The 26,958-nt window shown below is 67.9% G+C and carries 30 protein-coding genes; 20 read left to right on the forward strand and 10 right to left on the reverse strand.

Going from position 1 to position 26,958, the window contains the following annotated elements:
- Positions 1-54 precede the first annotated feature (54 nt).
- From ACFOPO_RS04220 to ACFOPO_RS04245, 6 genes are all read left to right on the forward strand, one after another.
- Entirely contained in the window at positions 55-972 is a 918-nt protein-coding gene (locus ACFOPO_RS04220) for an HAD family hydrolase (RefSeq protein ID WP_386701152.1), read from the forward strand.
- Entirely contained in the window at positions 969-1,958 is a 990-nt protein-coding gene (locus ACFOPO_RS04225; RefSeq protein WP_386701154.1) for a formylglycine-generating enzyme family protein, read from the forward strand. Before ACFOPO_RS04220 ends, ACFOPO_RS04225 begins: the two co-directional genes overlap by 4 nt.
- Positions 1,959-1,985: 27 nt before the next feature.
- The gene (locus ACFOPO_RS04230; RefSeq protein ID WP_386701156.1) at positions 1,986-2,354 is read left to right on the forward strand and encodes a DUF1622 domain-containing protein; all 369 of its coding nucleotides are present in this window, start codon (positions 1,986-1,988) and stop codon (positions 2,352-2,354) included.
- A 26-nt stretch (positions 2,355-2,380) separates the two neighbouring features.
- Entirely contained in the window at positions 2,381-2,722 is a 342-nt protein-coding gene (locus ACFOPO_RS04235; protein ID WP_386701159.1) for a zinc ribbon domain-containing protein YjdM, read from the forward strand.
- 89 nt (positions 2,723-2,811) lie between these two features.
- On the forward strand, positions 2,812-3,360 hold the full coding sequence (locus ACFOPO_RS04240) for an NADPH-dependent FMN reductase (protein ID WP_386701161.1): 549 nt from the start codon (positions 2,812-2,814) through the stop codon (positions 3,358-3,360).
- Positions 3,361-3,408: 48 nt separating this feature from the next.
- A complete protein-coding gene (locus ACFOPO_RS04245) occupies positions 3,409-4,020 on the forward strand; it encodes a hypothetical protein (RefSeq protein WP_386701163.1) in 612 nt (203 codons plus the stop codon).
- On the opposite strand, the gene ACFOPO_RS04250 is transcribed toward ACFOPO_RS04245, so the two are convergent.
- Both ACFOPO_RS04250 and ACFOPO_RS04255 read right to left on the reverse strand, forming a co-directional pair.
- The gene (locus ACFOPO_RS04250; protein WP_386701165.1) at positions 4,004-5,392 is read right to left on the reverse strand and encodes an MFS transporter; all 1,389 of its coding nucleotides are present in this window, start codon (positions 5,390-5,392) and stop codon (positions 4,004-4,006) included. The two genes, ACFOPO_RS04245 and ACFOPO_RS04250, sit on opposite strands and share 17 nt — an antisense overlap.
- The gene (locus ACFOPO_RS04255) at positions 5,389-6,387 is read right to left on the reverse strand and encodes an NADP-dependent oxidoreductase (protein WP_386701167.1); all 999 of its coding nucleotides are present in this window, start codon (positions 6,385-6,387) and stop codon (positions 5,389-5,391) included. The genes ACFOPO_RS04250 and ACFOPO_RS04255 overlap by 4 nt, the downstream gene beginning before the upstream one ends.
- Positions 6,388-6,462: 75 nt before the next feature.
- Here ACFOPO_RS04255 and soxR point away from each other — a divergent pair, with 75 nt between their 5' ends.
- From soxR to ACFOPO_RS04290, 7 genes are all read left to right on the forward strand, one after another.
- Complete coding sequence (gene soxR, locus ACFOPO_RS04260; RefSeq protein WP_386701170.1) at positions 6,463-6,915, forward strand: redox-sensitive transcriptional activator SoxR; 453 nt, start codon at positions 6,463-6,465, stop codon at positions 6,913-6,915.
- 98 nt (positions 6,916-7,013) lie between these two features.
- Positions 7,014-8,204 carry a glycosyltransferase gene (locus ACFOPO_RS04265; protein WP_386701172.1) on the forward strand — a complete coding sequence of 397 codons (1,191 nt, stop codon included), beginning with the start codon at positions 7,014-7,016 and terminating at the stop codon, positions 8,202-8,204.
- Positions 8,205-8,399: 195 nt separating this feature from the next.
- Positions 8,400-12,344, forward strand: a complete 3,945-nt coding sequence (locus ACFOPO_RS04270) for a YadA-like family protein (RefSeq protein ID WP_386701174.1) — start codon at positions 8,400-8,402, stop codon at positions 12,342-12,344.
- A gap of 89 nt (positions 12,345-12,433) precedes the next feature.
- Positions 12,434-12,943, forward strand: a complete 510-nt coding sequence (locus ACFOPO_RS04275; protein WP_386701176.1) for a DUF1993 family protein — start codon at positions 12,434-12,436, stop codon at positions 12,941-12,943.
- 35 nt (positions 12,944-12,978) lie between these two features.
- The gene (locus tag ACFOPO_RS04280) at positions 12,979-13,635 is read left to right on the forward strand and encodes a DUF998 domain-containing protein (protein ID WP_386701178.1); all 657 of its coding nucleotides are present in this window, start codon (positions 12,979-12,981) and stop codon (positions 13,633-13,635) included.
- A 56-nt stretch (positions 13,636-13,691) separates the two neighbouring features.
- On the forward strand, positions 13,692-14,444 hold the full coding sequence (locus tag ACFOPO_RS04285; RefSeq protein WP_386701285.1) for a sulfurtransferase: 753 nt from the start codon (positions 13,692-13,694) through the stop codon (positions 14,442-14,444).
- A 112-nt stretch (positions 14,445-14,556) separates the two neighbouring features.
- Positions 14,557-15,150, forward strand: a complete 594-nt coding sequence (locus ACFOPO_RS04290) for a hypothetical protein (protein WP_386701180.1) — start codon at positions 14,557-14,559, stop codon at positions 15,148-15,150.
- A 5-nt stretch (positions 15,151-15,155) separates the two neighbouring features.
- On the opposite strand, the gene ACFOPO_RS04295 is transcribed toward ACFOPO_RS04290, so the two are convergent.
- Positions 15,156-16,397, reverse strand: a complete 1,242-nt coding sequence (locus ACFOPO_RS04295; protein ID WP_386701183.1) for a TIGR03862 family flavoprotein — start codon at positions 16,395-16,397, stop codon at positions 15,156-15,158.
- Between the two features lie 129 nt (positions 16,398-16,526).
- Here ACFOPO_RS04295 and ACFOPO_RS04300 point away from each other — a divergent pair, with 129 nt between their 5' ends.
- From ACFOPO_RS04300 to ACFOPO_RS04310, 3 genes are all read left to right on the forward strand, one after another.
- Complete coding sequence (locus tag ACFOPO_RS04300) at positions 16,527-18,167, forward strand: serine hydrolase (RefSeq protein WP_386701185.1); 1,641 nt, start codon at positions 16,527-16,529, stop codon at positions 18,165-18,167.
- Between the two features lie 63 nt (positions 18,168-18,230).
- Positions 18,231-18,686: a hypothetical protein gene (locus ACFOPO_RS04305; protein ID WP_386701187.1), complete on the forward strand. Its 456-nt coding sequence runs from the start codon at positions 18,231-18,233 to the stop codon at positions 18,684-18,686.
- Between the two features lie 20 nt (positions 18,687-18,706).
- Positions 18,707-19,714, forward strand: a complete 1,008-nt coding sequence (locus tag ACFOPO_RS04310) for an LLM class flavin-dependent oxidoreductase (protein ID WP_386701189.1) — start codon at positions 18,707-18,709, stop codon at positions 19,712-19,714.
- Here ACFOPO_RS04310 and ACFOPO_RS04315 read toward each other — a convergent pair.
- Positions 19,711-20,190 carry an FKBP-type peptidyl-prolyl cis-trans isomerase gene (locus ACFOPO_RS04315; RefSeq protein WP_386701191.1) on the reverse strand — a complete coding sequence of 160 codons (480 nt, stop codon included), beginning with the start codon at positions 20,188-20,190 and terminating at the stop codon, positions 19,711-19,713. The genes ACFOPO_RS04310 and ACFOPO_RS04315 overlap by 4 nt on opposite strands.
- A gap of 141 nt (positions 20,191-20,331) precedes the next feature.
- Between ACFOPO_RS04315 and ACFOPO_RS04320 the strand changes: the two genes are divergently transcribed.
- Positions 20,332-20,760: a hypothetical protein gene (locus tag ACFOPO_RS04320; protein ID WP_386701193.1), complete on the forward strand. Its 429-nt coding sequence runs from the start codon at positions 20,332-20,334 to the stop codon at positions 20,758-20,760.
- Positions 20,761-20,781: 21 nt separating this feature from the next.
- On the opposite strand, the gene ACFOPO_RS04325 is transcribed toward ACFOPO_RS04320, so the two are convergent.
- Genes ACFOPO_RS04325 through ACFOPO_RS04335 form a run of 3 tightly spaced genes read right to left on the reverse strand, consistent with a single transcriptional unit; the run spans position 20,782 to position 22,307 of the window.
- A complete protein-coding gene (locus ACFOPO_RS04325; protein WP_386701196.1) occupies positions 20,782-21,339 on the reverse strand; it encodes an SRPBCC family protein in 558 nt (185 codons plus the stop codon).
- 15 nt (positions 21,340-21,354) lie between these two features.
- On the reverse strand, positions 21,355-21,783 hold the full coding sequence (locus ACFOPO_RS04330; protein ID WP_386701198.1) for an SRPBCC domain-containing protein: 429 nt from the start codon (positions 21,781-21,783) through the stop codon (positions 21,355-21,357).
- Positions 21,780-22,307, reverse strand: a complete 528-nt coding sequence (locus tag ACFOPO_RS04335) for an ArsR/SmtB family transcription factor (RefSeq protein WP_386701200.1) — start codon at positions 22,305-22,307, stop codon at positions 21,780-21,782. Before ACFOPO_RS04335 ends, ACFOPO_RS04330 begins: the two co-directional genes overlap by 4 nt.
- A gap of 21 nt (positions 22,308-22,328) precedes the next feature.
- Here ACFOPO_RS04335 and ACFOPO_RS04340 point away from each other — a divergent pair, with 21 nt between their 5' ends.
- A complete protein-coding gene (locus ACFOPO_RS04340; protein WP_386701202.1) occupies positions 22,329-22,856 on the forward strand; it encodes a phage baseplate assembly protein V in 528 nt (175 codons plus the stop codon).
- Positions 22,857-22,858: 2 nt separating this feature from the next.
- Complete coding sequence (locus tag ACFOPO_RS04345) at positions 22,859-23,179, forward strand: hypothetical protein (RefSeq protein ID WP_386701204.1); 321 nt, start codon at positions 22,859-22,861, stop codon at positions 23,177-23,179.
- Here ACFOPO_RS04345 and ACFOPO_RS04350 read toward each other — a convergent pair.
- From ACFOPO_RS04350 to ACFOPO_RS04360, 3 genes are all read right to left on the reverse strand, one after another.
- Positions 23,166-23,951 carry a helix-turn-helix domain-containing protein gene (locus ACFOPO_RS04350; RefSeq protein WP_386701206.1) on the reverse strand — a complete coding sequence of 262 codons (786 nt, stop codon included), beginning with the start codon at positions 23,949-23,951 and terminating at the stop codon, positions 23,166-23,168. The two genes, ACFOPO_RS04345 and ACFOPO_RS04350, sit on opposite strands and share 14 nt — an antisense overlap.
- Before the next feature lie 73 nt (positions 23,952-24,024).
- The gene (locus ACFOPO_RS04355) at positions 24,025-25,215 is read right to left on the reverse strand and encodes an NAD(P)/FAD-dependent oxidoreductase (protein ID WP_386701208.1); all 1,191 of its coding nucleotides are present in this window, start codon (positions 25,213-25,215) and stop codon (positions 24,025-24,027) included.
- Positions 25,212-25,775, reverse strand: coding sequence for a YaeQ family protein (locus ACFOPO_RS04360; RefSeq protein WP_386701210.1), 564 nt, complete (start codon positions 25,773-25,775; stop codon positions 25,212-25,214). Before ACFOPO_RS04360 ends, ACFOPO_RS04355 begins: the two co-directional genes overlap by 4 nt.
- A gap of 117 nt (positions 25,776-25,892) precedes the next feature.
- Here ACFOPO_RS04360 and ACFOPO_RS04365 point away from each other — a divergent pair, with 117 nt between their 5' ends.
- Positions 25,893-26,777: a pseudouridine synthase gene (locus tag ACFOPO_RS04365; protein WP_386701212.1), complete on the forward strand. Its 885-nt coding sequence runs from the start codon at positions 25,893-25,895 to the stop codon at positions 26,775-26,777.
- The last annotated feature ends 181 nt before the right edge of the window (positions 26,778-26,958 follow it).

Consider the following 26,958-nt stretch of genomic DNA (forward strand, 5'->3'; position numbering starts at 1 on the left):
TCTCCCGCGAGCGGGAGAGGGGTTGGGGTGAGGGCCACAGAGCTGAGGAATCCCATGAACGACCCATTGCCCTCCTGGAACGAAGGCGCCAACAAGGCCGCGATCAAGTCCTTCGTGGAGCGCGTGACCACGCAAGGTGGCCCTGACTTCGTTCCCGTCAGCGACCGCATCGCCGTGTTCGACAACGACGGCACGCTGTGGTGCGAGTATCCCCTGCAGGTGCAGGTGTTCTTCGCCCTGGCGCAGGTGAAGCTGCTCGCAAGGCAGGACCCGAAGCTGCTGGAGAAGCCCGCGTTCAGGGCGATGCTGGACTGCGACCTGCACGCGTTGGCGGCACTGCCGAAGAAGGAGGCCTTCGAACCGGCCTTCGCCACGCACGCCGGCATGACCGTCGACGAGTTCCGCGCCAATGCCTCCGAATGGCTGGCCGAGGCAAAGCACCCGACGCTGATGCAGCTGTTCACCCAGGGTGCCTACGTGCCGCAACGTGAACTGCTGGACTACCTGCGGGCAAATGGTTTCAAGACCTACATCGTCACCGGCGGCGGCATCGAGTTCGTGCGCGTGGTGGCCGAGAAGTTGTACGGGATTCCGCCGGAGCAGATCATCGGTTCGAGCATGCGGATGAAGGTCGAAACCGTCGAAGGAGCACCGGTGCTGCGCAAGCTGCCGGAGCTGGGAAGCTTCGACGACCGTGAGGAGAAGGTGGTGAACATCGGCCTGCATCTCGGGCGGCGGCCGATGTTCGCGTTCGGCAACTCCGACGGTGACCTGGCGATGATCCGCTACACGCTGGCCGGCGACGGTCCGCGCATGGCCTGGTACCTGCACCACGACGACGCCGAGCGCGAATTCGCCTACGACCGCGACTTCAAACTCAGTGCGCTCAAGGACGGGCTCGACCACGCCGAGGAGTACGGCATCGGCCTGGTCAGCATGAAGAACGACTGGAACCAGGTCTTTGCAACATGAACATTCACGCTAAGCTGGGGCCAGCATTCGCGGCAGACGAGGGATCGATGGGTTCGGACGGCAGCACATTCGACGACATGGTGCACATCCCCGGTGGAACCTTCCTGATGGGGTCAGATCACCACTACCCCGAGGAAGCGCCGGCGCACAAGGTGTCGGTGCCGGCATTCCGGATCGATCGCACGGCGGTCACCAACACTCAGTTCGCGCGCTTCGTCGAGGCGACCGGCTACGTCACGCTCGCCGAGCGACCGGCCGATCCTGCCGACTACCCGGGGGCCGACCCGGCGCTGCTGGTGCCCTCGTCGGTGGTGTTCATTCCGGCGCAGGGGCCGGTGGACCTGCGCAACCACTACAACTGGTGGGCCTACATCGCCGGCGCGAACTGGCGGCACCCGCGCGGGCCGGAGTCTTCGATCGCGGAGCTGGGTGACCATCCGGTCGTGCACGTCGCCTTCGAGGACGCGCAGGCCTATGCCGACTGGGCGGGCAAGTCGCTGCCGACCGAAGCGGAGTGGGAGTTCGCCGCACGCGGCGGTCTCGAGGCCGCAGAATTCACCTGGGGCGAGGAGTTCACGCCCGACGGCAAGTACATGGCCAACACCTGGCAAGGCGAGTTCCCCTGGCAGAACCTGCAGCAGGACGGTCACCTGTGGACCGCGCCGGTAGGTTCGTACGCGGCCAACGGTTACGGCCTGCACGACATGGCCGGCAACGTCTGGGAATGGACCACCGACTGGTACCAGGAGCACAACCGCATCCAGCAGCATTCGTGCTGCACGCTGGAGAATCCGCGCGGGGGCGAGCGCGATGCCAGCTTCGATCCGCGCCAGCCACAAGTGAAGATCCCGCGCCGGGTGATGAAGGGCGGCTCGCACCTGTGCGCGCCGAACTACTGCCGGCGCTATCGTCCGGCGGCGCGGATGGCGCAGCCGATCGACACCTCGACCTGCCATCTGGGTTTCCGCTGCGTCGTGCGCGAGTAACCCGGTCACCGTAACCAGGAGGGCGCCATGAAGGAGTGGCTGGTTTCGATCACCGAACCGGTGGTGGTGATGATCGACATCATCGCGCTGCTGGTGGTGCTCGTCGGCACGCTGCAGGCTCTGGTCGGCGTGATCCGGATGCTCTGGCGCCACGACCATGACAATCATGCGCGTCGCCAGATCTGGATGGACTTTTCGCGCTGGCTGGTTGCCGGGCTGACCTTCCAGTTGGCGGCGGACATCCTGGAGTCATCGATCACACCCGACTGGGACGGGATCGGGCGATTGGCGGCAGTGGCGGTGATCCGCACCTTCCTCAACTACTTCCTCGAGCGCGATGTCGAGGAGATGCGCAAGCGCGAGCAGGAGGCCCGCGAGCGGGCTGGCGTAAAATAGCCGGCCCCCTGCCAGAACCCACTCCGATGCCCAACACTCCCGCCTGTCCGCAATGCACGCTTGAGAACACCTACGTCGACGGCGGCAACTTCGTCTGTGCCGATTGCGGCTTCGAATGGTCCGCTTCCGGCGACAGCGGTGCCGACTCCGGCACGGTCGTGCGCGACAGCAACGGCAACGCCCTCGCCAATGGCGACACGGTGGTGGTGATCAAGGACCTGAAGGTGAAAGGGTCCTCGATCCCGCTCAAGCAGGGCACGGTGATCAAGAACATCCGCCTGGTCGAAGACGACGCCGAGCACATCGAAGGCAACTCGGACAAGATCAAGGGGCTGGTGCTGAAGACCATCTTCCTGCGCAAGGCCTGATCGCAAGGTCTGCCGAAACGGCGCCGTCACGGGCTGGTCACGTCGCCGCTCCAAAAGTACGGGTCGGACAACGCACCGTGGAGCCCGTGATGAGCCATTACCGCATTGCCGTGTTGATCGGCAGCCTTCGTCGTGAGTCGATCAACCGCCAGCTTGCCCACGGCCTGTTCAAGCTGGGACCGCCGGACTTCGAGTTCCATGAGTGCCGCATCGACGACCTGCCGCTGTACAACCAGGACGACGATAGCCACCAGGCGGCGCCGGTGAAGCGGCTCAAGCAGGAGATATCCGGCGCGAAGGGCGTGATGTTCGTCACCCCGGAGTACAACCGCTCCGTGCCGGGCGTGCTGAAGAACGCGATTGACCATGCCTCGCGGCCCTATGGGCAAAGCGCCTTCGCCGGCAAGCCGGCCGGCGTGATCGGTGCCTCGATCGGTTCGATCGGCAGCGCCATGGCGCAGCAGCACCTGCGCAACACGTTGGCCTACCTCGACATGCCGACGATGGGCCAGCCGGAGGTGTTCATCCACGCCAAGGAAGGGCTGTTCGATGACGACGGCCAGATCGGCGAGGGCAGCCGCAAGTTCCTGCAGGCCTGGATGGACCGTTACGTCGAATGGGTGAAGTCGCACTCGTAGCGGTCTGGGTCACAATGTCCGGGCCATAGCGAACCAAGACCCGTGCCGATGACCGTCGCGCTTCCACTGGACCTGCCGCCCGAACAGCTCGACGCGCTCGAGGCAGCCTATGCCTCGCCACCGCGCTCGTACCACAACTTCCAGCACGTGCAGGAAGTGTTGCGGCACTACCACGAGGTCGCAGCGGGCCCGGGCTGGCGGCAACCGGCGGAGGTCGGGCTGGCGGTGCTGTACCACGATGCGATCTATGAGGCCGGGCGACGCGACAACGAAACCCGCTCGGCCGAAATGGCGGTGGCCCACATCGCACGCTGGTGGCCGACGGCCGGCATCGATGCCAGGCGCGTGATGGACCTGATCGAACTGACCGCGCGCCATGGCAGCCTGCAGCCGGCCGACGTCGACGACGAGGCTGCGCTGTTCCTCGATTGCGACATGGCCATCCTCGGTGCGGAGCCGGCGCTGTTCGATGCCTACGACCGTGGCATCACCGCTGAATACCGTGGCCATGTGCCGGCGTGGCTGTTCAAGCTCAACCGGCGACGCTTCCTCAAGGCGCTGCTGGCACGCCCGCGTATCTATCTAAGCGACTACTTCCACCAGCGTTTCGACACGCAGGCGCGACGCAACCTGCGCCGCGCGGTCACCGAGAAGCGCTGATGCGTGGCGCCAGCGCCGCGCCAAGCAGGGCCAGCAGCGCCGACAACGCGAACCCGGACAGATAGGCCAGGGAAGGCGCGCGCACCAGCAGGGCGGCGAAGATCGAACCACCCACCGCCAGCACGGTGGCGGTGAACAGCGAATCGCACAGCTGCAGCGCCGACGCATTCAATCCCTGCTGCGTCGGCGGCGACAGTTGCAGCGTCAGCACCGACAGGGTGGGGAACAGCGCGCCCATGCCGAAGCCGGCGGCAATCCAGTCGACTGCGCCGACGGCAACCGGCACCGACGGCGCGATCGACATCGCCACGCCGCTGACGCCGACCAGGATCAAGCCCATGCCGATGCGCAACAGCTGCGGTGGCGTGAACGGCTGCGACGGGCGGCTGCGGCACCACGAGCCCAGCGACCAGCCGATCGCCCCTGCGGTGAGCACGGCGCCGGCCGCGGTCGGCGACAGTCCGCGTTCGCGCGACAACAGCAAGGGCACGAAGACCTCGGTGCCGAAGAACGCGGACGAGGCGATGCCGCGCATCGCGATCACCGTCGGCAGGCCACGCGCCATGCGCAGCGTGCCGCGCGGCAGCAACTGCCAGGCGCAGATGACCACGCCTGCCACCGCCACCGCGAGCAGCGGCAAGGCGCCGGCATGGTGCTGCTGGCCGGCGTAGTGCAACACCAGCGCGCTGGCGGCGGCGCCGACCGCCCAGGCAATGCGATGCGGCTGTTCGGCGGCCGCGTCATGACCACCGCCTTCCGGCGCGCCAAGCCCGCGCAGCGCCGGCAGCACGAACCATGCCGCGACCAGCGCGATCAGCGGCACCGACAGGAAGACCCAGCGCCAACCCAGGTGCTCGACCAGCAGGCCGCTGATCGCCGGGCCGATCACCGCCGGCAACACCCAGGCCGCAGCAAACGAAGCGAAGATGCGCGGATGCAACTGGGGCGGATACACGCGCCCGACCGCGATGTACAACGCCACCGACATCAAGCCACCGCCGTAGCCTTGGACGATGCGTCCGAGGATCAGCACCCACATCGACGGCGCCAGGCCGGCGATCAGCAGGCCGACGCTGAACCATGCGATGCCCTGTCGCAGCGGCGGTGCCGGCCCGCGCCGGTCGCCCCAGCGCCCGGCCACGACCATGCCGACGACCGAGGCGGCGAGGGTGCCGCCGAAGGCGAGGGCGTACAGCGGCAGGCCGTCGAGCGCCTGGGCCACCGTCGGCATCGCGGTGGCGACGGCGAGCGCCTCGAAGGCGTACAACGCGACCAGCGCCACCGCGCCGAGCGTGACACCGCGATAGCGGCGGTCGAGCAGGCCGCCGTCCTCGTTGTCGTACGAAGCCGGTGCCGCGGTATCACCATTCACAGCGCATGCCCGAAGGTGCTGTAGACCATCAGCACGACCTTGCCGCGCCCGTGCCCGTTCTCGACATCGCGATGGGCCACCGCGGCATGCGACAACGGATGGATGTCGCGCACGTGCACGCGCAGCCGTCCGCCGTCATGCAGGTCGACCAGCTCCTGCAGGCGCGCCCGGTTGCGGTCGCTGCGCACACCGCGCACGCCCAGGCGTTGCACGTCTTCGAAGGCAACCAGCGTGGCGATGCGCGAAGGTTCGATGCCGAGCGCGATCGACGCGTCCAGCGCCCCGCGCCCGGCGCCGTCGAGCGCGGCCTGCACGCCCTCCGGCGCAAGTTCGCGCACGCGCGCGGCCAGGCCCGGTCCGTACAGCACCGGCTCTGCGCCGAGGTGGCGCAGGTAGTCGTGGTTCTCGCGGCTGGCAGTGCCTATGACGCGCGCACCGCGCAGCCGTGCCAGTTGCACGGCAATGGTGCCGACGCCGCCGGCCGCGCCGTGCACCAGCACGGTGTCGCCTGTAGCGATGGCCAGCGCCTGCACGGCCGTGTGCGCGGTTTGCCCGGAGGCGGACAGCGATCCCGCCACGGCCCAGGTCATCATCGCCGGCTTGGCGACGAGCTGGTCCGCGGGCACCACGACCGCCTCGGCGTAAGCATTGGCCGTCGTCCAGCCCAGCACTTCGTCGCCGGCAACAAGGCCGTCGACGTCGGCGCCCACCTGCTCGACCACTCCGGCGAACTCATTGCCGAGCTGGCGCGGGAACGGCGCCTGGCCGATGCCGCGTTGCGCGAACCAGCCGCTGCGCGTCGAGCAGTCGGCAGGCTGCACGCCGGCGGCGCGCACGCGCACGCGGACCTCGCCGCGGGCAGGGTGCGGCAGGGGCAGCTGCGCCAGGCGCAGCACGTCGGCAGGCCCGTAGCGGTCGAAGACGACGGCCTGCATGGTGGCTGCGGCCGGAACGGATCGGGTGTCGTAACCGTCGCGCGCGTTGCGGGTATCCATGAAGTGAGCAGGACTTGACCGGAATTGAACACGGCGAGCAGGATAGAACATCAAGTTAAGTTGAGGTCAAGGGCAATGGCATCCCACGACGAGCTCACCGTCGGCGAAGTGGCGCAACGCAGCGGGACGACGGTGTCCGCACTCCACTTCTACGAAGCCAAGGGCCTGATCCACAGCCAGCGCACGGCAGGTAACCAGCGCCGCTATTCGCGGGACATGCTGCGTCGGATCGCCATCATCCGCGCCGCCCAGCGCGTGGGCATGCCGCTGGCCAGCATCCGCGACGCACTGGCCAGCCTGCCGGAGGCGCGAACGCCGACGCGTCGCGACTGGTCCCGGTTGTCGGCGATGTGGCGCGAGGAACTCGATGCCCGCATCCAGCAGCTGATCCAGATGCGCGACACGCTGGACGACTGCATTGGCTGCGGTTGCCTGTCACTGGAGCGCTGCCGCCTGGCCAATCCGGGCGACGTGCTGGGCGAACACGGGGCCGGACCGCAGCGCTGGACGGACGTCCAGGAGCCCTGATCGGCCGGAACGGCATCGAACCGCGTCTTTGTGACAAAACGGTAACGTTCAGCCTGTGGAATCGTCGTTGCGCGGGCACGGGCCCAGGCGAGACCGGCATGAACATCCTGATGTTGTCCGACGTGTACTTCCCGCGCATCAATGGCGTCTCCACCTCGATCCGCACCTTCGCCCAGGGACTGACCCGGATGGGGCACGCGGTCACCCTGGTCGCCCCCGACTACGGCACCGACCAGCAGGCCGTGGATGACGGCAACGAAGGATTCGAGATCCAGCGGCTGCCGTCGCGCGAGATCTTCTTCGATCCCGAAGACCGCCTGATCAAGGCCCGCGACCTTGCCCGTGCCGAGGCGGCACTTCGCGAGCGCGAGTGGGACGTGATCCACATCCACACCCCGTTCCGCGCGCATTCGCTCGGCGTGCGGCTGGCGCGCCATGGCGCCTGGCCGACGGTGGAGACCTACCACACCTATTTCGAGGAGTACGTCGGCCATTACCTGCCATGGCTGCCGAGTGCGTTGACCCGCCTGCTGGCACGGCGCGCTTCGCGCCACCTGTGCCACGGCGTGGACGAACTGATCGTGCCGAGCCAGCAGATGGTGGACGTACTGGACCGCTACGGCGTGACCACGCCGTCGACGGTGATCCCCACCGGCATCGACCTCGATCAGTTCCGCAACGGCGATGGCGCCCGCTTCCGCGCCGCGCATGGCATCTCGCCGGAGCGGCCGACGCTGGTGACGGTCAGTCGCCTCTCGCTGGAAAAGAACATCGGCTTCCTGTTGCAGGTCGTGCGCAAGCTGGTCGCGGCGTTCCCGGACCTGCTGTTCCTGATCGCCGGCGAAGGCCCCGACGAACCACGCCTGCGCCGACTGGTGCAGGAGCTGGGCCTGCAGGGTCACGTGCGCTTCTTCGGCAACCTCGACCGTCGCACCACGCTGCTCGATGCCTACCGCGCGGGCGATGCGTTCGTGTTCGCTTCGCCCACCGAAACACAGGGCCTGGTGCTGATAGAAGCGATGGCGCTGGGCGTGCCGATCGTGTCCACCGCGGTCATGGGCACGGCGACCGTATTGCGTGATGCGCGCAGCGCGCTGGTGGCTGAGCCGGATGTCGAGGATTTCGCACGCCATGTCGCGCGCTTGCTGCGTTCGCCTGAATTGCGCGCGCAACTGGCGGCCGCCGGTCCCGACGATGCCCGTGCCTGGGGCTCGGAAGGCATGGGTCGCAGGCTCGAGGCGTTGTATGCGCGCCTGGCGGAGGGTCACGCGCTGGTACCGGCGACCTGACCGCTGCAAGGCACGCGTTGTGCGGCCTCGCAACATGCAATGCATCGCCATTGCGACCCGATCGCGAGCAAGAACCATGCCGCGCACCTCGCCCGGCATGTGTGAATTCTTTCACGGCAACTCCACGTCCAAGGCGTGAGCCTCCGGCAAGCATGTGATTGCTACACACACTCGCTGCTCGCATGAGGAGTCATCGTGAACACCATCCATGGCGTGTCTGGGAACAACCGTCGTCGCCCGTCACAGGTGCTGCGCATTGCAGTGGCGCTGGTGCTTGCCGGTGCATCGCCGCTGGCGTTGGCGCAGGCATCGTGCACCGGCGCGTTCGCCCAGACGGTGACCGGCGCAGGTTCTTTCGCATGCGGCAGCAACGCCAGCGCTACCGGCGGCAATGCGACCGCACTGGGAACCGAGGCCATCGCCAGCGCGGCGGATGCGACCGCGGTGGGGTTCTCCTCGACAGCGTCCGCCACCAACTCCGTCGCGCTGGGTACGGGTTCCGTCGCCGACCAGGCCGATACCGTGTCCGTCGGCACGGCCGCGGCGCAGCGCAGGATCGTCAATCTCGCTGCCGGCACCGCGCCGACCGATGGCGTCAACATGAGCCAGCTCGACGCCGTGGTCCAGGCCACCGAGGGCATCCGCTACTTCCAGGCCGAGGGCCTGGGCGATGGCAGCGACGATGCGCAGGCGACGGGATCGCGTTCGATCGCCAGCGGTGCCAATTCGCTGGCCAGTGGCCTCAGCTCGATGGCGATCGGTTACCGGAGCGTGGCCACCAGCACGCTCGGCATCGCCATCGGCAGCTGGAACGACGTCAACGGCAACGGATTGGTGGAGGCCGGAGAGGTCACTCAAGCGACAGGTGCAGGCAGCGTTGCCGTGGGCAGTGCGGCGCAATCGAACGGGTTTGGTTCGATCGCCGTCGGTTCCAGCAGTCGTGCATTGATCGACGCCAGTACCGCGATCGGCACCGATGCGGAGGCTTCGGGCCTGGGCAGTGCCGCGCTGGGCTACCAGTCACGTGCGACCACGACCGCGAGCCTGGCGTTGGGCGCCGGCGCCGCGGCGACGGGCATCCAGAGCGCGGCCATCGGTACGCTGGCGGTGGCCAGCGGCGGCAACACCATCGGCATCGGCTTCCAGTCCAGCGCGATCGGCGCCAACGGCATCGCGATCGGCAACACCAGCCAGGTCAATTCGGTCGATGGCCTCGCGCTGGGCACCAACGCGATAGTGGCAGCGAACGACCCGAGCGGGACGCCGGTCAGCCGCGGCATCGCGATCGGCAACAACAGCCGCGCCAACAACTCCGACGCCACCGCGGTGGGCGCCAATGCGATTGCCAATGGCCAGAACAGCGTCGCCTTCGGCACGGCGTCGAATGCGCAGGGGCCGCAGGCCAGCGCCATCGGCCAAGGGGCGCGTGCGATCGGCAGCAATTCCGTGGCACTGGGTACCTCGGCGCTGGCGCAGGGCAACGTCAGCACCGCGCTGGGCCAGAACGCCACCGCGACTGGTTCGCTCAGCGTTTCGCTCGGGCAGTCCGCTGATGCCACGGCAAGCGAAGCGCTGGCGGTCGGCAACAACGCGCAGGCGACTGCGTCCAACGCGACGTCGCTGGGGCGTTCTGCCAATGCCTCGCAGACCGGTGCACTGGCACTGGGTGCGGACTCGATCGCTTCGGCGGTCGATGCCTTCTCCGGCGGTCGTGGCAGTGCCGCAGTGGGTGCTGGCAGTACCGCGCTCGGTTCGGCCAGCCGGGCCGCCGGACCTGACGACACCGCCATCGGCAGCGGCGCGCAGGTACTGGCTGACCAGAGCACGGCGGTGGGCGCCGACAGCGTCATCGCCGTCGGCGCGCTGCAGTCGTCGGCCTTTGGTGCCACCAGCAATGTCACCGTTTCCCAGGGTACCGCGCTCGGATTCGGCAGCCGCGTGACCGCAGTGAATGCGGTCGCGATCGGCAACGCCTCGGTCGCCGACCAGGCCAACACGGTGTCCGTCGGCACCGTCGGTGGCGAACGCAAGATCGTCAACGTCGCCGCCGGCATGGCGCCGACGGATGCGGTCAATGTCAGCCAGCTCAGCACGGCCATTGGCGGCCTGCGCTACTTCAAGGCCGATGGACTCAACGACGGCAGCGATGATGCGCAGGCGACCGGCGCGGCATCGGTTGCGGCTGGCGCTGGCGCCGTCGCCAATCAGCAGAACACCACCGCGGTCGGCAGCGGAGCACAGGCGACTGCCGCGTTCGCCACGGCACTGGGACGCTCGGCCCGCGCCGTCGGCACGGCGTCGTCGGCGCTGGGGCAGTTCAGCGAAGCTGACGGCATCAACTCGGTGGCGGTCGGCGCGGACGCGTGGGCGCAGGCCGACAGCGCGATCGCGGTCGGACAGGCGAGCATCGCCGGTGGCGTGGGCAGCATCGCCATTGGCCGCACCAGTTTCGCGGCCGGACCCGAAGACACAACGCTCGGCAACAACGCCCGGGTCGAGGCCGACCAGGGCACGGCGGTTGGCGCTGGGGCAATCATCGCCACCGGCGCGACGCAGGCCTCCGCACTGGGCGCAACCAGCAGCGTGACGGCAGCGCAGGGCACGGCACTGGGCTTCGGAACTGTGGCGTCCGTCAGTGGCGCGGTCGCGCTGGGGTCCGCGTCGGTCTCCGACCGCGCGCTCGCACCGACAACGGGTTCGATCCCCGCCGGTTCGACCGCGATTCCCATCGACACCACCGATGCCGTGCTGCTGGGCGCGGTCTCGGTCGGCTCGGGCACGTCCTATCGCCAGATCATCCATGTCGCCGACGGTACTGAAGCACAGGACGCGGTGACGCTGCGGCAGTTGCAGGGTGCGTTGAACGCCGTCACGACGACCAGCACGGCCTACTTCCACGCCAACTCCGTGCTCGCCGATTCGCTCGCGGTCGGGACTGACTCGATCGCGGTCGGTCCAACCACCGTGGTCAACGGCGACAACGGCATTGGCATTGGCAATGGTGCCGTGGTGGGCTCAACCGCTCCCGGGGCGATTGCGATTGGTCGCGACGCGCAGGTGCTGCTCGCTTCCGGCATCGCGATGGGCAGCCAGGCCCAGGTCAACGCCGGGCAGGGCGTGGCGCTGGGTGCGGGCGCGACCGCGAACCACGCCCTGAGCGTGGCGCTGGGTTCGGCATCGCAGACGGCGGTCGGCGCGCAGACCGGTTACACCGCGTTTGCGCTGACTGCCCCGCAGAACTCGTTCGGCGAGGTCTCGGTGGGCAGTGCCGGGGCGGAGCGCCAGGTGACCCACGTCGCCGCCGGCAGTGCCGTCACCGATGCGGTCAATGTCGGTCAGCTGGCGACGATGAGCCAGCAAGTGGTTGCCATGTTCGGTGGCGGTGCGGCGGTCGGCCCGGGTGGCGTGATCACCCCGCCCAGCTACACGATCGGTGGCAACGTGTTCAACGATGTCGGTAATGCGCTGGCCAACCTCGACGGTCGGGTCACCAGCATCGAGGCCAATGGCGGCGGTGGCGGAGTGGGCGCCGGTCGCGACCTGCGCTTCACCGCCAACGGCGGCGCGGCCACTGCGTCCGCCATCGGCAGCAACAGCGTGGCCGCCGGTGGCGGTGCCAGCGCGACTGCAGCCAACAGCGTCGCCGTCGGCGCGAACTCGGTGGCCGACCGCGACAACACCGTTTCGGTCGGCTCCGCCGGCAATGCGCGCCAGGTGGTCAATGTCGCCGAGGGAACCGCGGCGACCGATGCGGTCAACGTGCAGCAGCTGTCGAACCAGTCGGTGGCGACCCTGAACCAGGCCAACGCCTACACCGACCAGCAGGTCAGCCAGATCGTGGCCCTGCCGATGCAGGCGATCGAGGACCTGCGCGGCGAGGTCAACGACGAGTTCCGCGCCACCGACCAGCGCATCAACCGCCAGGGCGCGATGACCGCGGCGATGGTGCACATGGCCAGCAGCGCGGCCAACATCCAGACCCTCAACCGCGTCTCGGTCGGCGCCGGCTACGCGGAAGGTGAGGAAGCACTGGCAGTCGGCTACCAGCGGCTGGTCAAGCGCAATGTCTCGCTGTCGGTGGGTGCGGCGTTCAGTGGCAGCGAGCAGTCGGCAGGCGTCGGTATCGGCATCGGCTGGTGATCGGGACGCTATGTTGCGCAATGCAGCGACAAGGCGGACGCCGGCGCCATGTACCATGCCCGGCTACGTCAACCCACGCGAGGCAAGGCATGACCATTTCGATGTACGACGCATCCGTTCCGGTGTTCAGGCAGATGCTCGGCGCCATGGCCGGCCTGCTGGAGAAGGCCGAGGCCTACGCCGTCGAGAAGAAGATCGATGGCAGCGTGCTGCTGCAGTCGCGCCTGTTCCCGGACATGTTCCCGCTGGTGCGCCAGGTGCAGATCGCCTGCGATTTCGCCAAGAGCGTCCCGGCGCGCCTGGCCGATGTCGAGGTCCCGGCCTACGACGACACCGAGCAGGATTTCGCCGAGCTGCATGCGCGCATTTCGCGCACGCTGGCCTTCATCGACGGCCTCGACCCGCTGCTGTTCGAAGGCAGCCACGAGCGCGAGATCGTGCTGCGCCCGGGGACGCCGAAGGAGCGCCGCTTCACCGGTACGGCCTACCTGCTGCACTATGGCCTGCCGCAGTTCTACTTCCACGTTACAACCGCATATGCGCTGCTGCGCCACAACGGCGTCGCGGTCGGCAAGCTGGATTTCATGGGCGTGCGCTGATCACCAACTAAAGCGAATCCATCGAGGTCGAGGCGATGTCGGGAGTCGATGTCTCCGTTGGCATCAACCACAGGGAGCGGGCGCTGGCCCGCACCCTGGGCACCGTCGCGCTGGTGGCCATCGCCTGGTTCCTCGCTACCGCGGTCGCCGTGCAGGTGTTGCGCGAAGACCTCGACTGGATCCGGGTGCCGCTCAGCTTCTACCTGATCGGCCCCTACGGGCCGTGGCTGCAGTTCGCCTACGTGTCCCTGGCCACTGCCATCGCGGTGATGGCGATCGGCTACTACCGCGTCACGGTCGCAGGGCCGGGAAGGCAGGCGGTGCTGGTGCTGTTCATGCTCGGCTCGATGGCGCTGGCGATCACTGCCCAGGCCGAGACCGACCTCGGCGGCGGCCGCGCGTTGACCACCGGTGCGGTCGTCCACGCCATCTCCGCGCCGCTGGCGTTCCTGTTCACGGCCCTGGGCATGCTCTGGCAGTCGTGGCGCTTCCGCACCGACCCGCACTGGCGCAGCTGCTTCGCCGTCGCTTTCTGCCTCGCCCTGTTCTGCTTTGCGGCGCTATGGGTGCTCGCGCTGTGGCGTGAGCTGCCGCGGGGACTGAGCCAGAAGCTGGTGGTGCTGGCGATCCTGGCCTGGCTCTCCCTGGCCGCCGGATGGCTCCGCCAGCAGTCGCTGATGAATCCAGATTAATCAATGACTTGGGTGCCAGGGCTAAGGCTCGCCCGGTGGCGCTTACAATGCGCACCATGCTGCTCAATATCGCCGCCTACCACTTCACCCCCATCCAGAATCCCGAGGACCTTGCCGCGCAATTGCGATCGCGCGCCGAGGAGCTGGGCCTGCGCGGCTCCATGCTGGTGGCGGGCGAGGGCATCAACCTGTTCCTGGCCGGCACCGAAGCGGGCATCCAAAGCTTCCTCGACGCGCTGCGCGCGCAGGCGAGCTTTGCCGACCTGATCGTGAAGTTCAGCCGCAGCCGGCGCCAGCCGTTCGCGCGGCTGAAGGTGAAGGTCAAGCCGGAGATCATCAGCTTCCGCCGTGACAACGCCTCGCCGCTGGTGGGACGTGCACCGGCCGTGATGCCCGAAACGCTGGCGCGCTGGCTCGACCAGGGCCACGACGACGACGGCAAGCGCGTGGTGATGCTCGATACGCGCAACCGCGAGGAGTTCGGCTACGGCACGTTCAACGACGCGTTGACGCTGCCGATCGACAATTTCACCGACCTGCCGCAGGCACTGGAGCCGCATCGCGATGCGCTCGGTGACGCCACGGTGGTGAGCTTCTGCACCGGTGGCATCCGTTGCGAGAAGGCGGCGTTGTGGATGCAGGCCGAGGGCATGAGCAACGTATTGCAGCTCGATGGCGGCATTCTGGGTTACTTTGAACGCGTTGGCGGACGCCATTACGACGGTCGCTGCTTCGTGTTCGACGAGCGCGTGGCGCTCGACCCCGAACTGCAACCCCTGGTCGACCCGGCGATCGACGACGCTGCCTGAGGGCAGCGAACGCGGTGCAGCACGTTTGCCGGGATGCCAGCGCCGCGGATCAAGACTAGCGAGGACACTGATGGCATCAGCACGAGCGATGGGTACGAGCAGGGCCCTGTCCATGGTGGCCGCAGCCACGTTGCTGCTTGCAGCGTGTGACAAGCAGGCGCCGGTCAACAGCGCCCCGCCGGAAGAGATCACGGCTCCAGCACCGGCCGCCAATCCGCAGCCGGACGTCAACGCCGAGCCGGTCGAGCGCGCGGCGCCGCCGATGGTGAAGGCCGTGGCGATGGGCGAGTTCGAGCCGGGCAATCCGGTGGCGACGGCGGTCACGGGCAAGCTCACCATCGACGACAACTCGATGCGCGGCGACAACGGCGCCAGCTTCACCACCGAGCGCGTTGCAATCGTCAACGGCGCCGACCAGTACTCGCCCGGCAACACCTATGCCCAGGCGATGATGGTGGCGGCCGACCAGGAAATCGAACTGCGTCGCGTGCTCGAGCAGACGCCGCCGACGCAGATGCCGGCGAACGCCATGTGCGGCGGCAGCCAGACCGGCTTCATCGCCCTGGCCAAGGTGACGGAGGCCGGCGGCGACATGGTCAAGGTCATCGGCCTGAAAGGCAGCGACATGCCGGCGGCGAGCGCCAAGGGCATCGAACTGTGCGCGAGCACGATGTACCTTCCGGTGACTGCGCCGGCTAAGGGCTGATCCGCTTAGCGCGTCAGCCAGTCGACCGCGCCGCGCCCGGCGCGCAGGCCGCTGGCGAAGCACGCGGTCAGCAGGTAACCGCCCGTCGGCGCTTCCCAATCGAGCATCTCGCCGGCGCAGAACACGCCGGGCAACGCGCGGATCATCAGCGCATCATCCAGTGCCTCCAGGCGCACGCCACCGGCACTGCTGATTGCTTCGGCGATCGGGCGCGGGCGCAGCAGGCGCAAGGGCAAGCGCTTGATCGTGCGCGCCAGCACCGCGTCATCGTGCATCGCGTCCTTGTCGAGCACTTCGTGCAGCAGCCCGGTCTTCACGCCTGCGATGCCGGCGTGGCGCCGCAGGTGCTCGCTCATGCTGCGACCGCCACGCGGGCGGGCCAGGTCGTGTTGCAGGCGCTGCAGGTCGCGGCCCGGTGCCAGGTCCAGCTCGATGCGCGCTTCGCCGTGGGCCGCGATCGCATCCCGCAGCGTCGCCGACAGGGCATAGACCAGGCTGCCCTCGATACCGGTTGCGGTGACGACGCATTCGCCCTGCAACTCGTGGTATCCGCCACCGGCATCGCGCCAGTGGGCGACGACGGGTTTCAGCGGTGCGCCGGCATGGCGCGTGGCGAAGTGCTCGCTCCAGCCGATGTCGAAACCGCAGTTGGACGGTTGCAGTGGGGCGACGTCGACGCCGCGCGCTTGCAGCAATGGTTCCCAGGCACCGTCGGAGCCAAGCTCGGGCCAGCTGCCGCCGCCGAGTGCGAGCACGGTCGCGTCAGGCTGGATCGCGACCTCACCCTCGGGTGTATCGAAGCGCAGTGCGCCGTCGTCGCGCCAACCCAGCCAGCGGTGCTGCACGTGGAAGCTCACGCCGCTCTCGCGCAGTCGACGGACCCAGCCGCGCAATAGCGGCGCCGCCTTGCGGTCCATCGGGAACACCCGGCCTGACGTGCCGACATACGTTTCGATGCCGAAGCCGCTGCGGGCCCACTCGCGCAATGCGTCGGCGTCGAAATCGTCCAGCCATGCGCCAATCTCGCCGCGGCGTGAACCGTAGCGCAGGTCGAACCCGGGGCGCGGCTCGCCATGGGTGAGGTTGAGGCCGCCCTTGCCGGCAATCAGGAACTTGCGGCCGACCGAGCCCTTGGCCTCGAACAAATCCACCTGCAGTCCGGCCGCGCGAGCGACCTCGGCCGCCATCAGGCCGGCGGGACCGCCGCCGATGATGGCCAGGCGTGATGGGGGAGTCTGGGCGGGCATCGTCGGCAAGGCTGCGGGGGAGGGGAATTATGCCTGCTGCCTGCGCCGCCTTGTCCGGCAAAGGGAAGGGGTTGGGGCGGGGGCGCACTTTGGCTAAGGTGGCCTCATCTTCGGGGAGTTGATCAACGCATGTCTTTGCGATTCATTCCGGCGCAATGCGCCGTACTGGGCCTGGCGCTGGCGGTGCAGGGCGCCGCCGGTGCACAGCAGGTTGCGACCCAGGCCGGGTTGCCGCCGCAACTGCAGGACTTCGACGCCTACGTCGATGGCGTCCGCAAGCAGTTCGACGTGCCGGGCATCGCCGTGGCCATCGTCAAGGACGGCCAGATCGTATTCGAGCGCGGCTTCGGCAAGCGCGAGCTGGAAGGCAGCGGCAAACCCGTCGACGCCAACACCCTGTTCGCGATCGCCTCCAACACCAAGGCCTTCACGGCCGCGGCGCTGTCGATCCTCGCCGACGAAGGCAAGCTCAGCCTCGATGACCGCGTCATCGACCACCTGCCGTGGTTCCGCATGTCCGACCCCTACGTCACCCGCGAGATGCGCGTGCGCGACCTGCTCGCGCATCGCAGCGGCCTGGGCCTGGGCGCCGGCGACCTGCTGTACTGGCCCGGCACCGACTACAGCACCGAAGAAGTCGCGCGCCGGCTCAAGGACGTGCCGCTGACCGGCAGCTTCCGCGGCCAGTACGCCTACGACAACATCCTCTATGGCGTGGCGCAGCTGGTGATCGAGAAAGCCAGCGGCCAGGGCTACGCGCAGTTCCTGCAGCAGCGCATCTTCACCCCGCTGGGCATGCGCGACACGCGCTTCAACAGCGATGCGCTGCGCCCGCGCGACAACGTCGCCACCGGCTACGCGAAGGCGGACTTCAAGGACCTGCAGCCGGCACCGCGGATGTCGTGGGGCAATGTCTCCGGCGCCGGCGGCATCTATTCCAGCGTGCACGACATGAGCCAGTGGATGAACATGCAACTGGCCGGCGGCACCTACCGCGACGCGCGCGGCAGCGAGCATCGCTTGTTCAGCGAGGAGCGCCAGCAGGGCATGTGGTCGGTGCTGACGCCCATCCCGATCGCCAAGCCTTCGGTGCCGGAGCTTGAAGCGGCCAAGCCCAACTTCCTCGGCTACGGCGAAGGCTGGCAGCTGTCGGACTACCGTGGGCGCAAGCTGGTGTGGCACACCGGCGGCTGGCCGGGCATGGTCTCGCGCCTGACCCTGGTGCCGCAGCACAAGCTGGGCGTGATCGTGCTGACCAATGCCGAGGTCGGCGGCGCGTTCAACGCCGTGACCCTGCGCGTGCTCGATGCCTACCTCGATGCACCGAAGACCGACTGGACCGCCGCCTACGCTGCCGCCCTGGCGAAGTCGCAGGGCAAGGCCGATGAGGACTGGAACAAGCACCTGGCCGCGCGTGCAGCTGCTGCGCCGCCGTCGCTGCCGCTGGCACGCTATGCCCGCACCTACCGTGACCCGTGGTACGGCGACATCATGGTCGAGCAGCGCGGCGACAAGCTGGTCATGCGCTTCAGCCGCACGCCGGAACTCGTGGGCGAACTCACGCCCTGGCAGAACGACACCTTCGTGGTCCGCTGGAACGAGCGCTGGCTCAACGCCGATGCGTTCGTGACCTTCGCCCTCGATGCTGACGGCGGGATACGTGAAGCGCGGATGGAGGCGATCTCGCCGCTGACCGACTTCAGCTTCGACTTCCACGACCTGCGCCTGGTGCCGCTGGCGGAAGGCGAAAACGGCAAGGCATCGGGCTGACGGCCGCCGCTCACAATCGCCTCACGGCGGACGCCCGAGGCTGCTTCCAGGAGGATTGCTTCGATGGACGACGACCAGCGCTGGTGGCAGGACACCCAGGACATCCCGCGCCTGGTGCGGGCGATCTACGAGTGCATCTCCGGCGCGGCCGGCGCGCCGCGCGACTGGGCGCGCTTCCGCTACCTGCAGCATCCGCAGGCGCGCAGCCTGCGCACGGTGGTCGATGCCGACGGCTCCACGCGGGCGATGGTGTTCGATGTCGACAGCTACATCCTCGATGTCGCCCCATTCTTTGCCGCCAACGATTTCCATGAAGTCGAGATCGAGCAGCGTGTTGAGCGCTTCGGCCAGGTCGCGCACGTCTGGAGCCGCTACGAAGCGCGACCGGCGGCGGATTCGCCGGTATTGCTCAAGCGCGGCGCCAACAGCATCCAGCTGTGCCATGAGCACGGGCGCTGGTGGGTGTTCAGCACCATCTGGGACAACGAGCGCGACGGCGTGGTTTTTGATTTGTGGTGATCGTGCCAGGGAGTGCACCGATGATTCATGCGCCTGCCATTCCATTCTCCATCCTCGACCTGGCCCCGATCACCGAAGGCAGTGACGCCGCGCAGGCCTTCGCCAACAGCCTGGACCTGGCGCAGCACGCCGAGCGCCACGGCTACCAGCGCTTCTGGCTGGCCGAGCACCACAACATGCCCGGCATCGCCAGCGCAGCCACGGCGGTGCTGATCGGCCATGTCGCCTGCGGCACGAAGACGATCCGCGTCGGTGCCGGTGGCGTCATGCTGCCCAACCACGCGCCGCTGCAGGTGGCGGAGCAGTTCGGCACGCTGGCGGCGCTGTATCCGGGTCGCATCGACCTTGGGCTGGGACGTGCGCCGGGCACCGACCACGCCACCGCGCATGCCTTGCGCCGCTATTTCGAAGCCGCCGACATGTTCGCCCAGGACGTGGTCGAGCTGCTGCATTACTTCGAGCCGGTGCAACCCGCGCAGGCCGTGCGCGCCGTGCCCGGCGCCGGCCTCGACGTGCCGGTGTGGCTGCTCGGGTCGAGCCTGTTCTCGGCGCGGCTGGCGGCACAGCTGGGCCTGCCGTTCGCGTTCGCCTCGCACTTCGCGCCCGATGCGATGGACATGGCGCTGGCCTCCTACCGGCGCGAGTTCCAGCCGTCCAAGCGCCTCGCGCAGCCGTACGCGATGCTGGCCCTCAACGTGGTCGGCGCGGAGTCCGATGCGCAGGCGCGCCGGTTGTTCACCACGCAGCAGCAGGCGTTCGTGAACCTGCGTCGTGGCAAGCCGGGGCTGATCCCGCCGCCGATCGACGACATCGAGTCGTACTGGACGCCGCTGGAGAAGAGCGGCGTCGAGCAGGCACTGGCCTGTGCGGTGGTCGGCGACGAGACCACCGTCCGCGACGGCATCGCCGCCTTCATCGAACGCCACCGTCCCGACGAACTGATGATCACCGCCAACGTGTTCGATCACGCGGCCCGGCTGCGATCGTTCGAGATCGCCGCGAAGGCGCGCGACGCGATTGCGGCCTAAGGTCGGGTCGACGGGCTTGCATGATCGCGCACGTCGAGCAGTTCGACTTCGAACACCAGCGACCCGTTCGGCGGAATGACGCCGCCGGCGCCTTCACTGCCGTAACCGTAGGCGGGCGGGATCCTCAGCACGCGGCGACCGCCGACGCGCATGCCGGCCACGCCTTCGTCCCAGCCCCGGATGACGCGGCCGGCGCCAAGCAGGAAGGTGAAGGGCTCATTGCGATCGCGTGAGCTGTCGAACTTGCTGCCGTGTCCGTCGGCGGCTTTCTGCTCGTAGTTCCAGCCGGTGTAGTGGACGGTCACGTCCTGGCCGGAGCGGGCGACCGCACCGGTGCCGACCTTCTGGTCGATCGCCTCGAACCGGGCGATAGTTCCGCCTGGGGGAGGGCCCGGATCTGCGCAGGCCGCGAGCAGGGAGAGGGCGAACAGCAGGGCAATGCGCGTCGCGGTTCTCAGGGGAACGATGGGGGACATGCGCTTATGGTTACCGGTTTCGGATGGGCTGAGGCAGTGTCGCATTCCATCTGCAAGAATCGAACGGGAGTCGCCGTTGGCTTGCTGCTCCTCACCTTTTCGTGGGGAGCTTCGTCATTCCCGGCCCAGGATCAGTGTCCGGTGTCTTCGCATGTCACCGGCACGTCGCTGATAGTCGATGCTTCCATGTGCAAGGCCCCGGTTTCGGACCTGATAAAGAAGCTGGAGCCACAGTTGCAGGCCCGCCTGGACCAGATGGATTCCTTCGCGTTGCTTCCCCCGACGGGCGCGGATAACGAGCGTGACATGCGGCAGGCGTGGAAGAAGACCTGCCGCGCAGTGGAAGGCGATCCTTCAAGGATCAGTGCGCGGACCTTCCTCAAGCACTACGAGGATTCCGTGCTTATGCGCTCGATGGGGAGCATCCTCGCCAAGCACGGTTTCCCTCGAGTATCCATCGACAATTTCTATCCGATCCGCGGCAGCTCACATGACCCTTGCGACGGCACGGTGATGCCGCCTGCCATCTGGTTTGGCCGGCCGCGACCGGCGATGCGGCAGGGCCGGTAGCTTGTTGGCCACAGCCTGCGCTCAGGACGACATTTCGCGCGGAAATCGCTTCTCGTACTCCGCTTCCACACGTGTGTGCGTTGCCCAGAAACCGGGCGGCGTTCGGCCGGCAAGGCGATCGGCGAGGATGCCCAGGTGCGTGTGCCAACCGGCGGCCACGCTGGTCATGTCGTCGCGCGTTGCGAGGCGGCTGTGTATGACGACCAGTTGCACGTCGTTGCCGCGCGGCGTGAGCTCGAACCGCACCTGCGAATCCGAGTCGGCTTCGCCCCAGGTGTATTCCAGCAGCCGCGGCGGATCGCAGGCGATGATGCGACCCTGCATCTGGCTGGGGCCTGCGTATTGCGCGTACTTCTGCGGTGGCGCGTCATCGTTCTCGGTCAGTTCCGAGTTGCGGAACTCCATGTCGACGCGACCACCGGCGTGCAGTTGCATCCCGCCCGAGGCGAGCCAGCTGCCGCGCTTGTCCGACTCGGTCAGGTAGGCCCAGACGCGTTCGATTGGCCCCGGAAGGGTGCGTTCGATGCGCACGGTGCCGGGGCCAGTGACGACGCCGAAGTTTTCGTTGATTGCATTCATGGCTGATTCCAACGGTCAGGCGAGGTGGCGGTCGAGTGCGGCCAGGACCATCTTCCAGCCCGACTCGGCCGGCTTCGCGTACTCGGCGTTTTCCGCTGCCATCTCGTGGGTCAGGGTGAGCAGGCTGCCATCGCCGTCGGCGACGATCTCGACGGTGATGCGATCGCCCTGGTCGGCGTCTTCTTCCATTGCCAGGGTGAACACCAGCCGGTGCGGCCGGTCGATCTCGAGATAGCGTCCGAAATGCTCCGCATCGCCGTTCGGGCGGCGCTCGACGATGGCGTAGCGACCGCCCACGAGCGCATCGATCTGGACGCGCTGCATCTGTCCGTCGGCCGTCGCGAACAACCAGCGCCCGGCGGTGGCCGGATCGAGCCAGGCATCGAAGACACGCTCGGGGGACGCATCGAATCGATGCGTGACGCGGACAATGACAGGACTCATCGCTTGCTCCTGGAAGACTTGTTTACGGGTTTGACAGTGGCCGGCGCGGACTTGGCAGCTTGGTCCTCGGCCTTGAGCAGCGCATCGAGGGCATCGAGGCGTCCGTTCCAGAAGCGCTCGTAGTGGCGCATCCATTCCAGCCCCGCGTGCAGGGGGGCTGCCTGGAGCCGGCAGGTGTGGATGCGACCCTGTACCTGGCGCTGCACGAGGCCGGCGCGCTCGAGCACCTTGATGTGCTTGGAGGCCGCCGCCAGCGACATGTGGAAGGGAGCCGCCAGCTCGCCGACGCTGCTGTGCTGCCGCGACAGGCTGCGCAGCATCGCGCGCCGGGTCGGGTCGGACAGTGCGTGGAAAACGGCGTCGAGGGAGCTTTCGTCAACCATGTGGTTGAGGATTGCGGCAAGCACCTTCAATGTCAACCATATGGTTGAGCGTTGCGACGGATGGTCGTGCTCCAGCGCCGTGGCCTGCCGGCAGGGCTGTTCACGTTGATGTCCACGGGGGATCCGCACGTCCAGCACCACGCGGTCCAGGAATCCAGTCGCATGCCGCACCAGACAAAGTCCGACCCCCTCCGGCATTACGGCAAGTTCCGTGGCGTGGTGGTCGACAACATCGATCCGCTGCAGCTCGGGCGCGTGCTGGTGCAGGTGCCCAGGGTCTTCGACGCCGGCGACTCGCGCTGGGCGATGCCATGCGTTCCGGTGGCGGGCCACCAGAGCGGACTGTTCCTGCTGCCCGCGATCGGTGCCCCGGTCTGGGTGGAGTTCGAGCAGGGCGACGCCGAATTGCCGATCTGGGTCGGCGGCTACTGGGTCGATGCCGGCGAGTTGCCGGTGATGGCGCCGGCCGGGCAGGGCGTGCCGGCGATGCTGCTGCAGACGCCGGGCCAGAACTCGGTGCTGGTATCGGACGTGCCCGGACCCGATGGCGGCGTGATGCTGCGCGCGCAGAACGGCGCCTCCATCGCGGTCAATGAAGCGGGCATCACCATCAGCAACGGCCGCGGTGCCAGCATCGTCCTGGCCGGCACGATGGTGACCATCAACGACGGCGCGCTGACGGTGGTATAGCCATGGGCGGAGCCATCCTTCATCTGGGCGCGAGTGTCGCCTGCTCCCACGGCGGTCCGGCCACGCCGACCGCACCTTACTCGCGTGTCACCGTGGCCGGACGGCCCGTGGTGACGGTGGCCGCGCCTTACACCATCGCCCATTGCAACCTGCCATGGCCGGCCGAGGCGCTGCGCTGCACGGGCGGGCAATGGCTGCAGGGCAGCACGCGCGTGTTCGCAGGCGGTCGCGCCCTCGTGCTCGATTCCAGCACCTCGATGTGCGTGCCCAACGGCGCGGCCATGGTGGTGATGGAATGCCAGACGCGGGTTACGGCTTTGTAGGGGCGAGCATCTGCAAGGCCTGCGCGGTGGCGGCGTCGGCGGGGAAAAATGACTCGATCGCCAGTTCCGCCAGGGTGATGTCCATCGGCGTGCCGAACACCGTGGTGGTGCTGATGAAAGACAGTTCGCCCATGGCCGTGTGCAGGCGCAACGGGACGACCACGGCGGGTGGGCCTGGCGTTGCTGCCTCATCGGCCGGTGCCGGATACGCGGCGAGTTCGTCGTACAGCGCGGCCAGCGTTGCGTCGCCGGTCGCATCGGCCTGGTGGCGCAGCCGATGCAGGATGTGCGCACGCCACTGGCCCAGGTTGGCGATGCGCGGCGCGACACCGTCGGGATGCAGGCTCAGGCGCAACACGTTCACCGGGGCCTGCAGCAGCGCGTCCGAAGCACCCTGCAACAGCGCGGCGAGCGCGCGATTGGCCGCGACGAGGTTCCAATGGCGGTCCACCGCAAGCGCGGGATACGGCTCGTGGCCGGCAAGCACCAGGTCGATGGCGGCCTGCGCCTGCGCCATCGCCGGATCGTCGAGCCGGCGTTCGCTGTACATCGGCGCGAGGCCTGCGGCGGTCATCAGCACGTTGCGTTCGCGCAGCGGTACGTCGAGGCGGTCGGCCAGGCGCATCAGCATCGCCCGGCTCGGCAGCGAGCGGCCGGTTTCGATGAAGCTGATGTGGCGCGTGGAGGTGTCGGCCAGTCCGGCCAGGTCGAGCTGGGTGAGGTGACGGCGCTGCCGCCAGTCGCGGATCAGTTCGCCGAGGGGACGGATCATGTTCATGGCCGAACCTTAGCCGGGCCGGGCGGTGAAGTGCATTACCCGGCAGGTAATGGGCAGCACATCGCGACTAGACCGCCATGCCCGCCGCGTGTCCCGATGCCCACGCCCACTGGAAGTTGTAGCCGCCGAGCCAACCGGTCACGTCGACCACTTCGCCGATGAAATACAGCCCGGGCACAAGCCTGGACTGCATCGTGCTGGACGACAGCTGGTCGGTGTCGACGCCGCCGAGGGTGACTTCGGCCGTGCGATAGCCTTCGCTGCCACTGGCGACCAGCGGCCAGTTCGACAGCACGTCGGCAATCTCGCGCAGCTGCGGCGCGTTGAACTGTTTGATCGGCTTGTTCGGCAACCAGACCTCGCACAGGCGCTGGGCGAAGCGCTTGGGCATCACTTCGCCGAGCACGGTCTTGAGTTCGGCCGCGGGGCGCTCGTGCTGCCACTGCTGCAGGGCTTCCAAGGCGTCGCGTCCAGGCAGCAGGTCCAGGCGCAGGTCGTCGCCGGGTTGCCAGTACGAGGAGATCTGAAGGATCGACGGGCCGCTGATGCCGCGATGGGTCACCAGCATGAAATTGCTGAAGGACTGGCCGTTGCAGTTGGCAGTGACCGGCAGCGCGACACCGCTGAGGTCGGCCAGGCGCTCCTGGTGCTTGCCGCTGAGCGTGAGCGGCACCAGGCCGGCGCGGGTGGGCAGCACGGCGTGGCCGAGCTGGCGGGCGAGTTCGTAGCCGAACCCGGTGGCGCCCATCGACGGTATCGACAAGCCACCGCTGGCCACCACCAGCGCCGGCGCGGCGAACGCACCGTGGCTGGTATGCAGGCGGAAGCTGGCGTTTTCGCCTTCGCCATGGCTGACGCGCTCGATGCTGCAACTGGTCTCGATGCGCACGCCGGCGGCGTGGCATTCGTCGACCAGCATCTTCACGATCAGCTTCGAGGAGATGTCGCAGAACAGCTGGCCGAGTTCCTTCTCGTGATACGCGATGCCGTGGCGCTCGACCATCTCGATGAAGTGCCACGGCGTATAGCGCGCCAGCGCCGACTTGCAGAAGTGCGGGTTGGCCGAAAGGAAATTGGCCGGTGTGGTGCCGGTGTTGGTGAAATTGCAGCGACCGCCACCGGACATCAGGATCTTCTTGCCGACGCGGTTGGCGTGGTCGACCACCAGCACGCGCTTGCCACGCTGGCCGGCGGTCAGCGCGCACATCAGTCCGGCTGCGCCGCCGCCAACAATCGCGACGTCGTAGTGCCCGGTCATGCCCGCGCGGCTTCCTCGTCTGAGGCCATGCGGGTGAGGGGACGGAAGGTGAAGGAGTGGCCTTCGCCCAGCCACTGCACTTCGCCGTCCTGGATCAGCACGTTGACGCGCATGCCGCGTTGCTGCACGCCAGCCAGTGCCTCGACGATGTCGGCGCCGATGTCGATGACGGTGAGGTTCTTCAGGCGCTTGAGGGCGTAGCTGTTCTTCTCCCACCAGATATCCGAGGAGCGGCCCGCATAGTTCACGACCACGACCTGGCGCGCGCGGCCGCAGGCCTTGCGGATGCGCGACTCGTCGGGCTGGCCCAGGTCGATCCACTGCTCGATCTCGCCGGTGTAGTCGCGGCGCCACATGTCCGGGTCGTCCTCGCTGCTCAGGCCACGGCCGAACTCGAGCCGATCTTCGGCGAACAGGGCATAGGTCAGCAGCCGCACCATCAGCCGCTGTTCCGTCTCGGACGGATGCTGGGCGAGGGTGAGGTTGTAGGTTGCGTAGTGATGGCGGTCGAGGTCGCTGACTTGCAGCTCGGCCTTAACCACGGTGGCCTTGAGCGCCATGGGGGTACATCCGGTGGGGGGCAGGAAAACAGCGCGCATTCTAGGCGCTGGCGGCGTGATGTGCCGTTCTCAACGCCAATACGACGGCAAGGCCGCCGTTGGGGGGACAATACCGATATGGCACCGCTCGCCTCCCATCGCAATGGCGTCGCCGCCAGCCACCTGCAACTGCCGCCGGGCCCTTGGCTGACGGTGCTGGAGGGCCTGTGCGCGCGCTTCCCGGCAATCGGGCGCGAGCGCTGGCTCGACCGGTTCGAGCGCGGCCTGGTCCGCGACGCCGATGGCCGGGCGCTGGCCGCCCATGCCGCCTACCGCGTCGGCGCGGAGCTGACCTACTACCGGGAGGTCGAGAGCGAACCGGAGATTCCGTTCGAAGAGACCGTGCTGCATGTCGACGAACACCTGGTAGTCGTCGACAAGCCGCATTTCCTGCCGGTGACGCCGGCCGGCAAGCATGTGCAGCACACGCTGCTGGCCAGGCTGGTGCTTCGGCTGGGCAACCCGGACCTGGTGCCGCTGCACCGCATCGACCGGGGCACGGCGGGGCTGGTGCTGTTCTCGGCGCGGGCGGACTCGCGCGCGCTGTACCAGGCGTTGTTCCCGCAGCGCAGGATCAGCAAGCGGTATGAAGCGCTGGCAGCAGCGCTGCCGGATGCCATCTTCCCGATGGTGCGCAGGTCGCACCTGGAGCGTGGCGAGCCGTTCTTCCGGATGCGCGAAGGTGAGTGTGCTGCGAACAGCGAGACGCGGATCGAGGTGCTCGAGCGCGGCGATGGTCTCTGGCGCTACGGGCTGGAGCCGGTGACCGGTCGCAAGCACCAGTTGCGCGTGCACATGGCGGCGTTGGGAGCGCCGATCCTCAACGATCCGCTGTACCCGGTTTGCGCTGACCCGATGGACGACGACTACGCCAGGCCGCTGAAACTGTTGGCGCGCTCATTGCGGTTCGTCGATCCGCTCAGCGGGGAAGAGCGGCACTTCCGAAGCCAGCAGAACCTCTAGCCCACCGCCACCGCCACCGCCACCGTCATCCCGGCGAACGCCGGGACCCATTTTGACTTTGCCTTTGTTCTTGCGAGGCAACGTCAACAGCTTCCGCCACTAAAGCGGCGGGTCACTTTTTCTTTGCTGGCCCAAAGAAAAAGTAACCAAAAAGAAATGGCCTCCTCGACAACCCAGTCCT

Origin of the sequence: Lysobacter sp. GCM10012299 (assembly GCF_042649405.1) — a bacterium.
Taxonomy (GTDB): Bacteria; Pseudomonadota; Gammaproteobacteria; order Xanthomonadales; family Xanthomonadaceae; genus Lysobacter_J.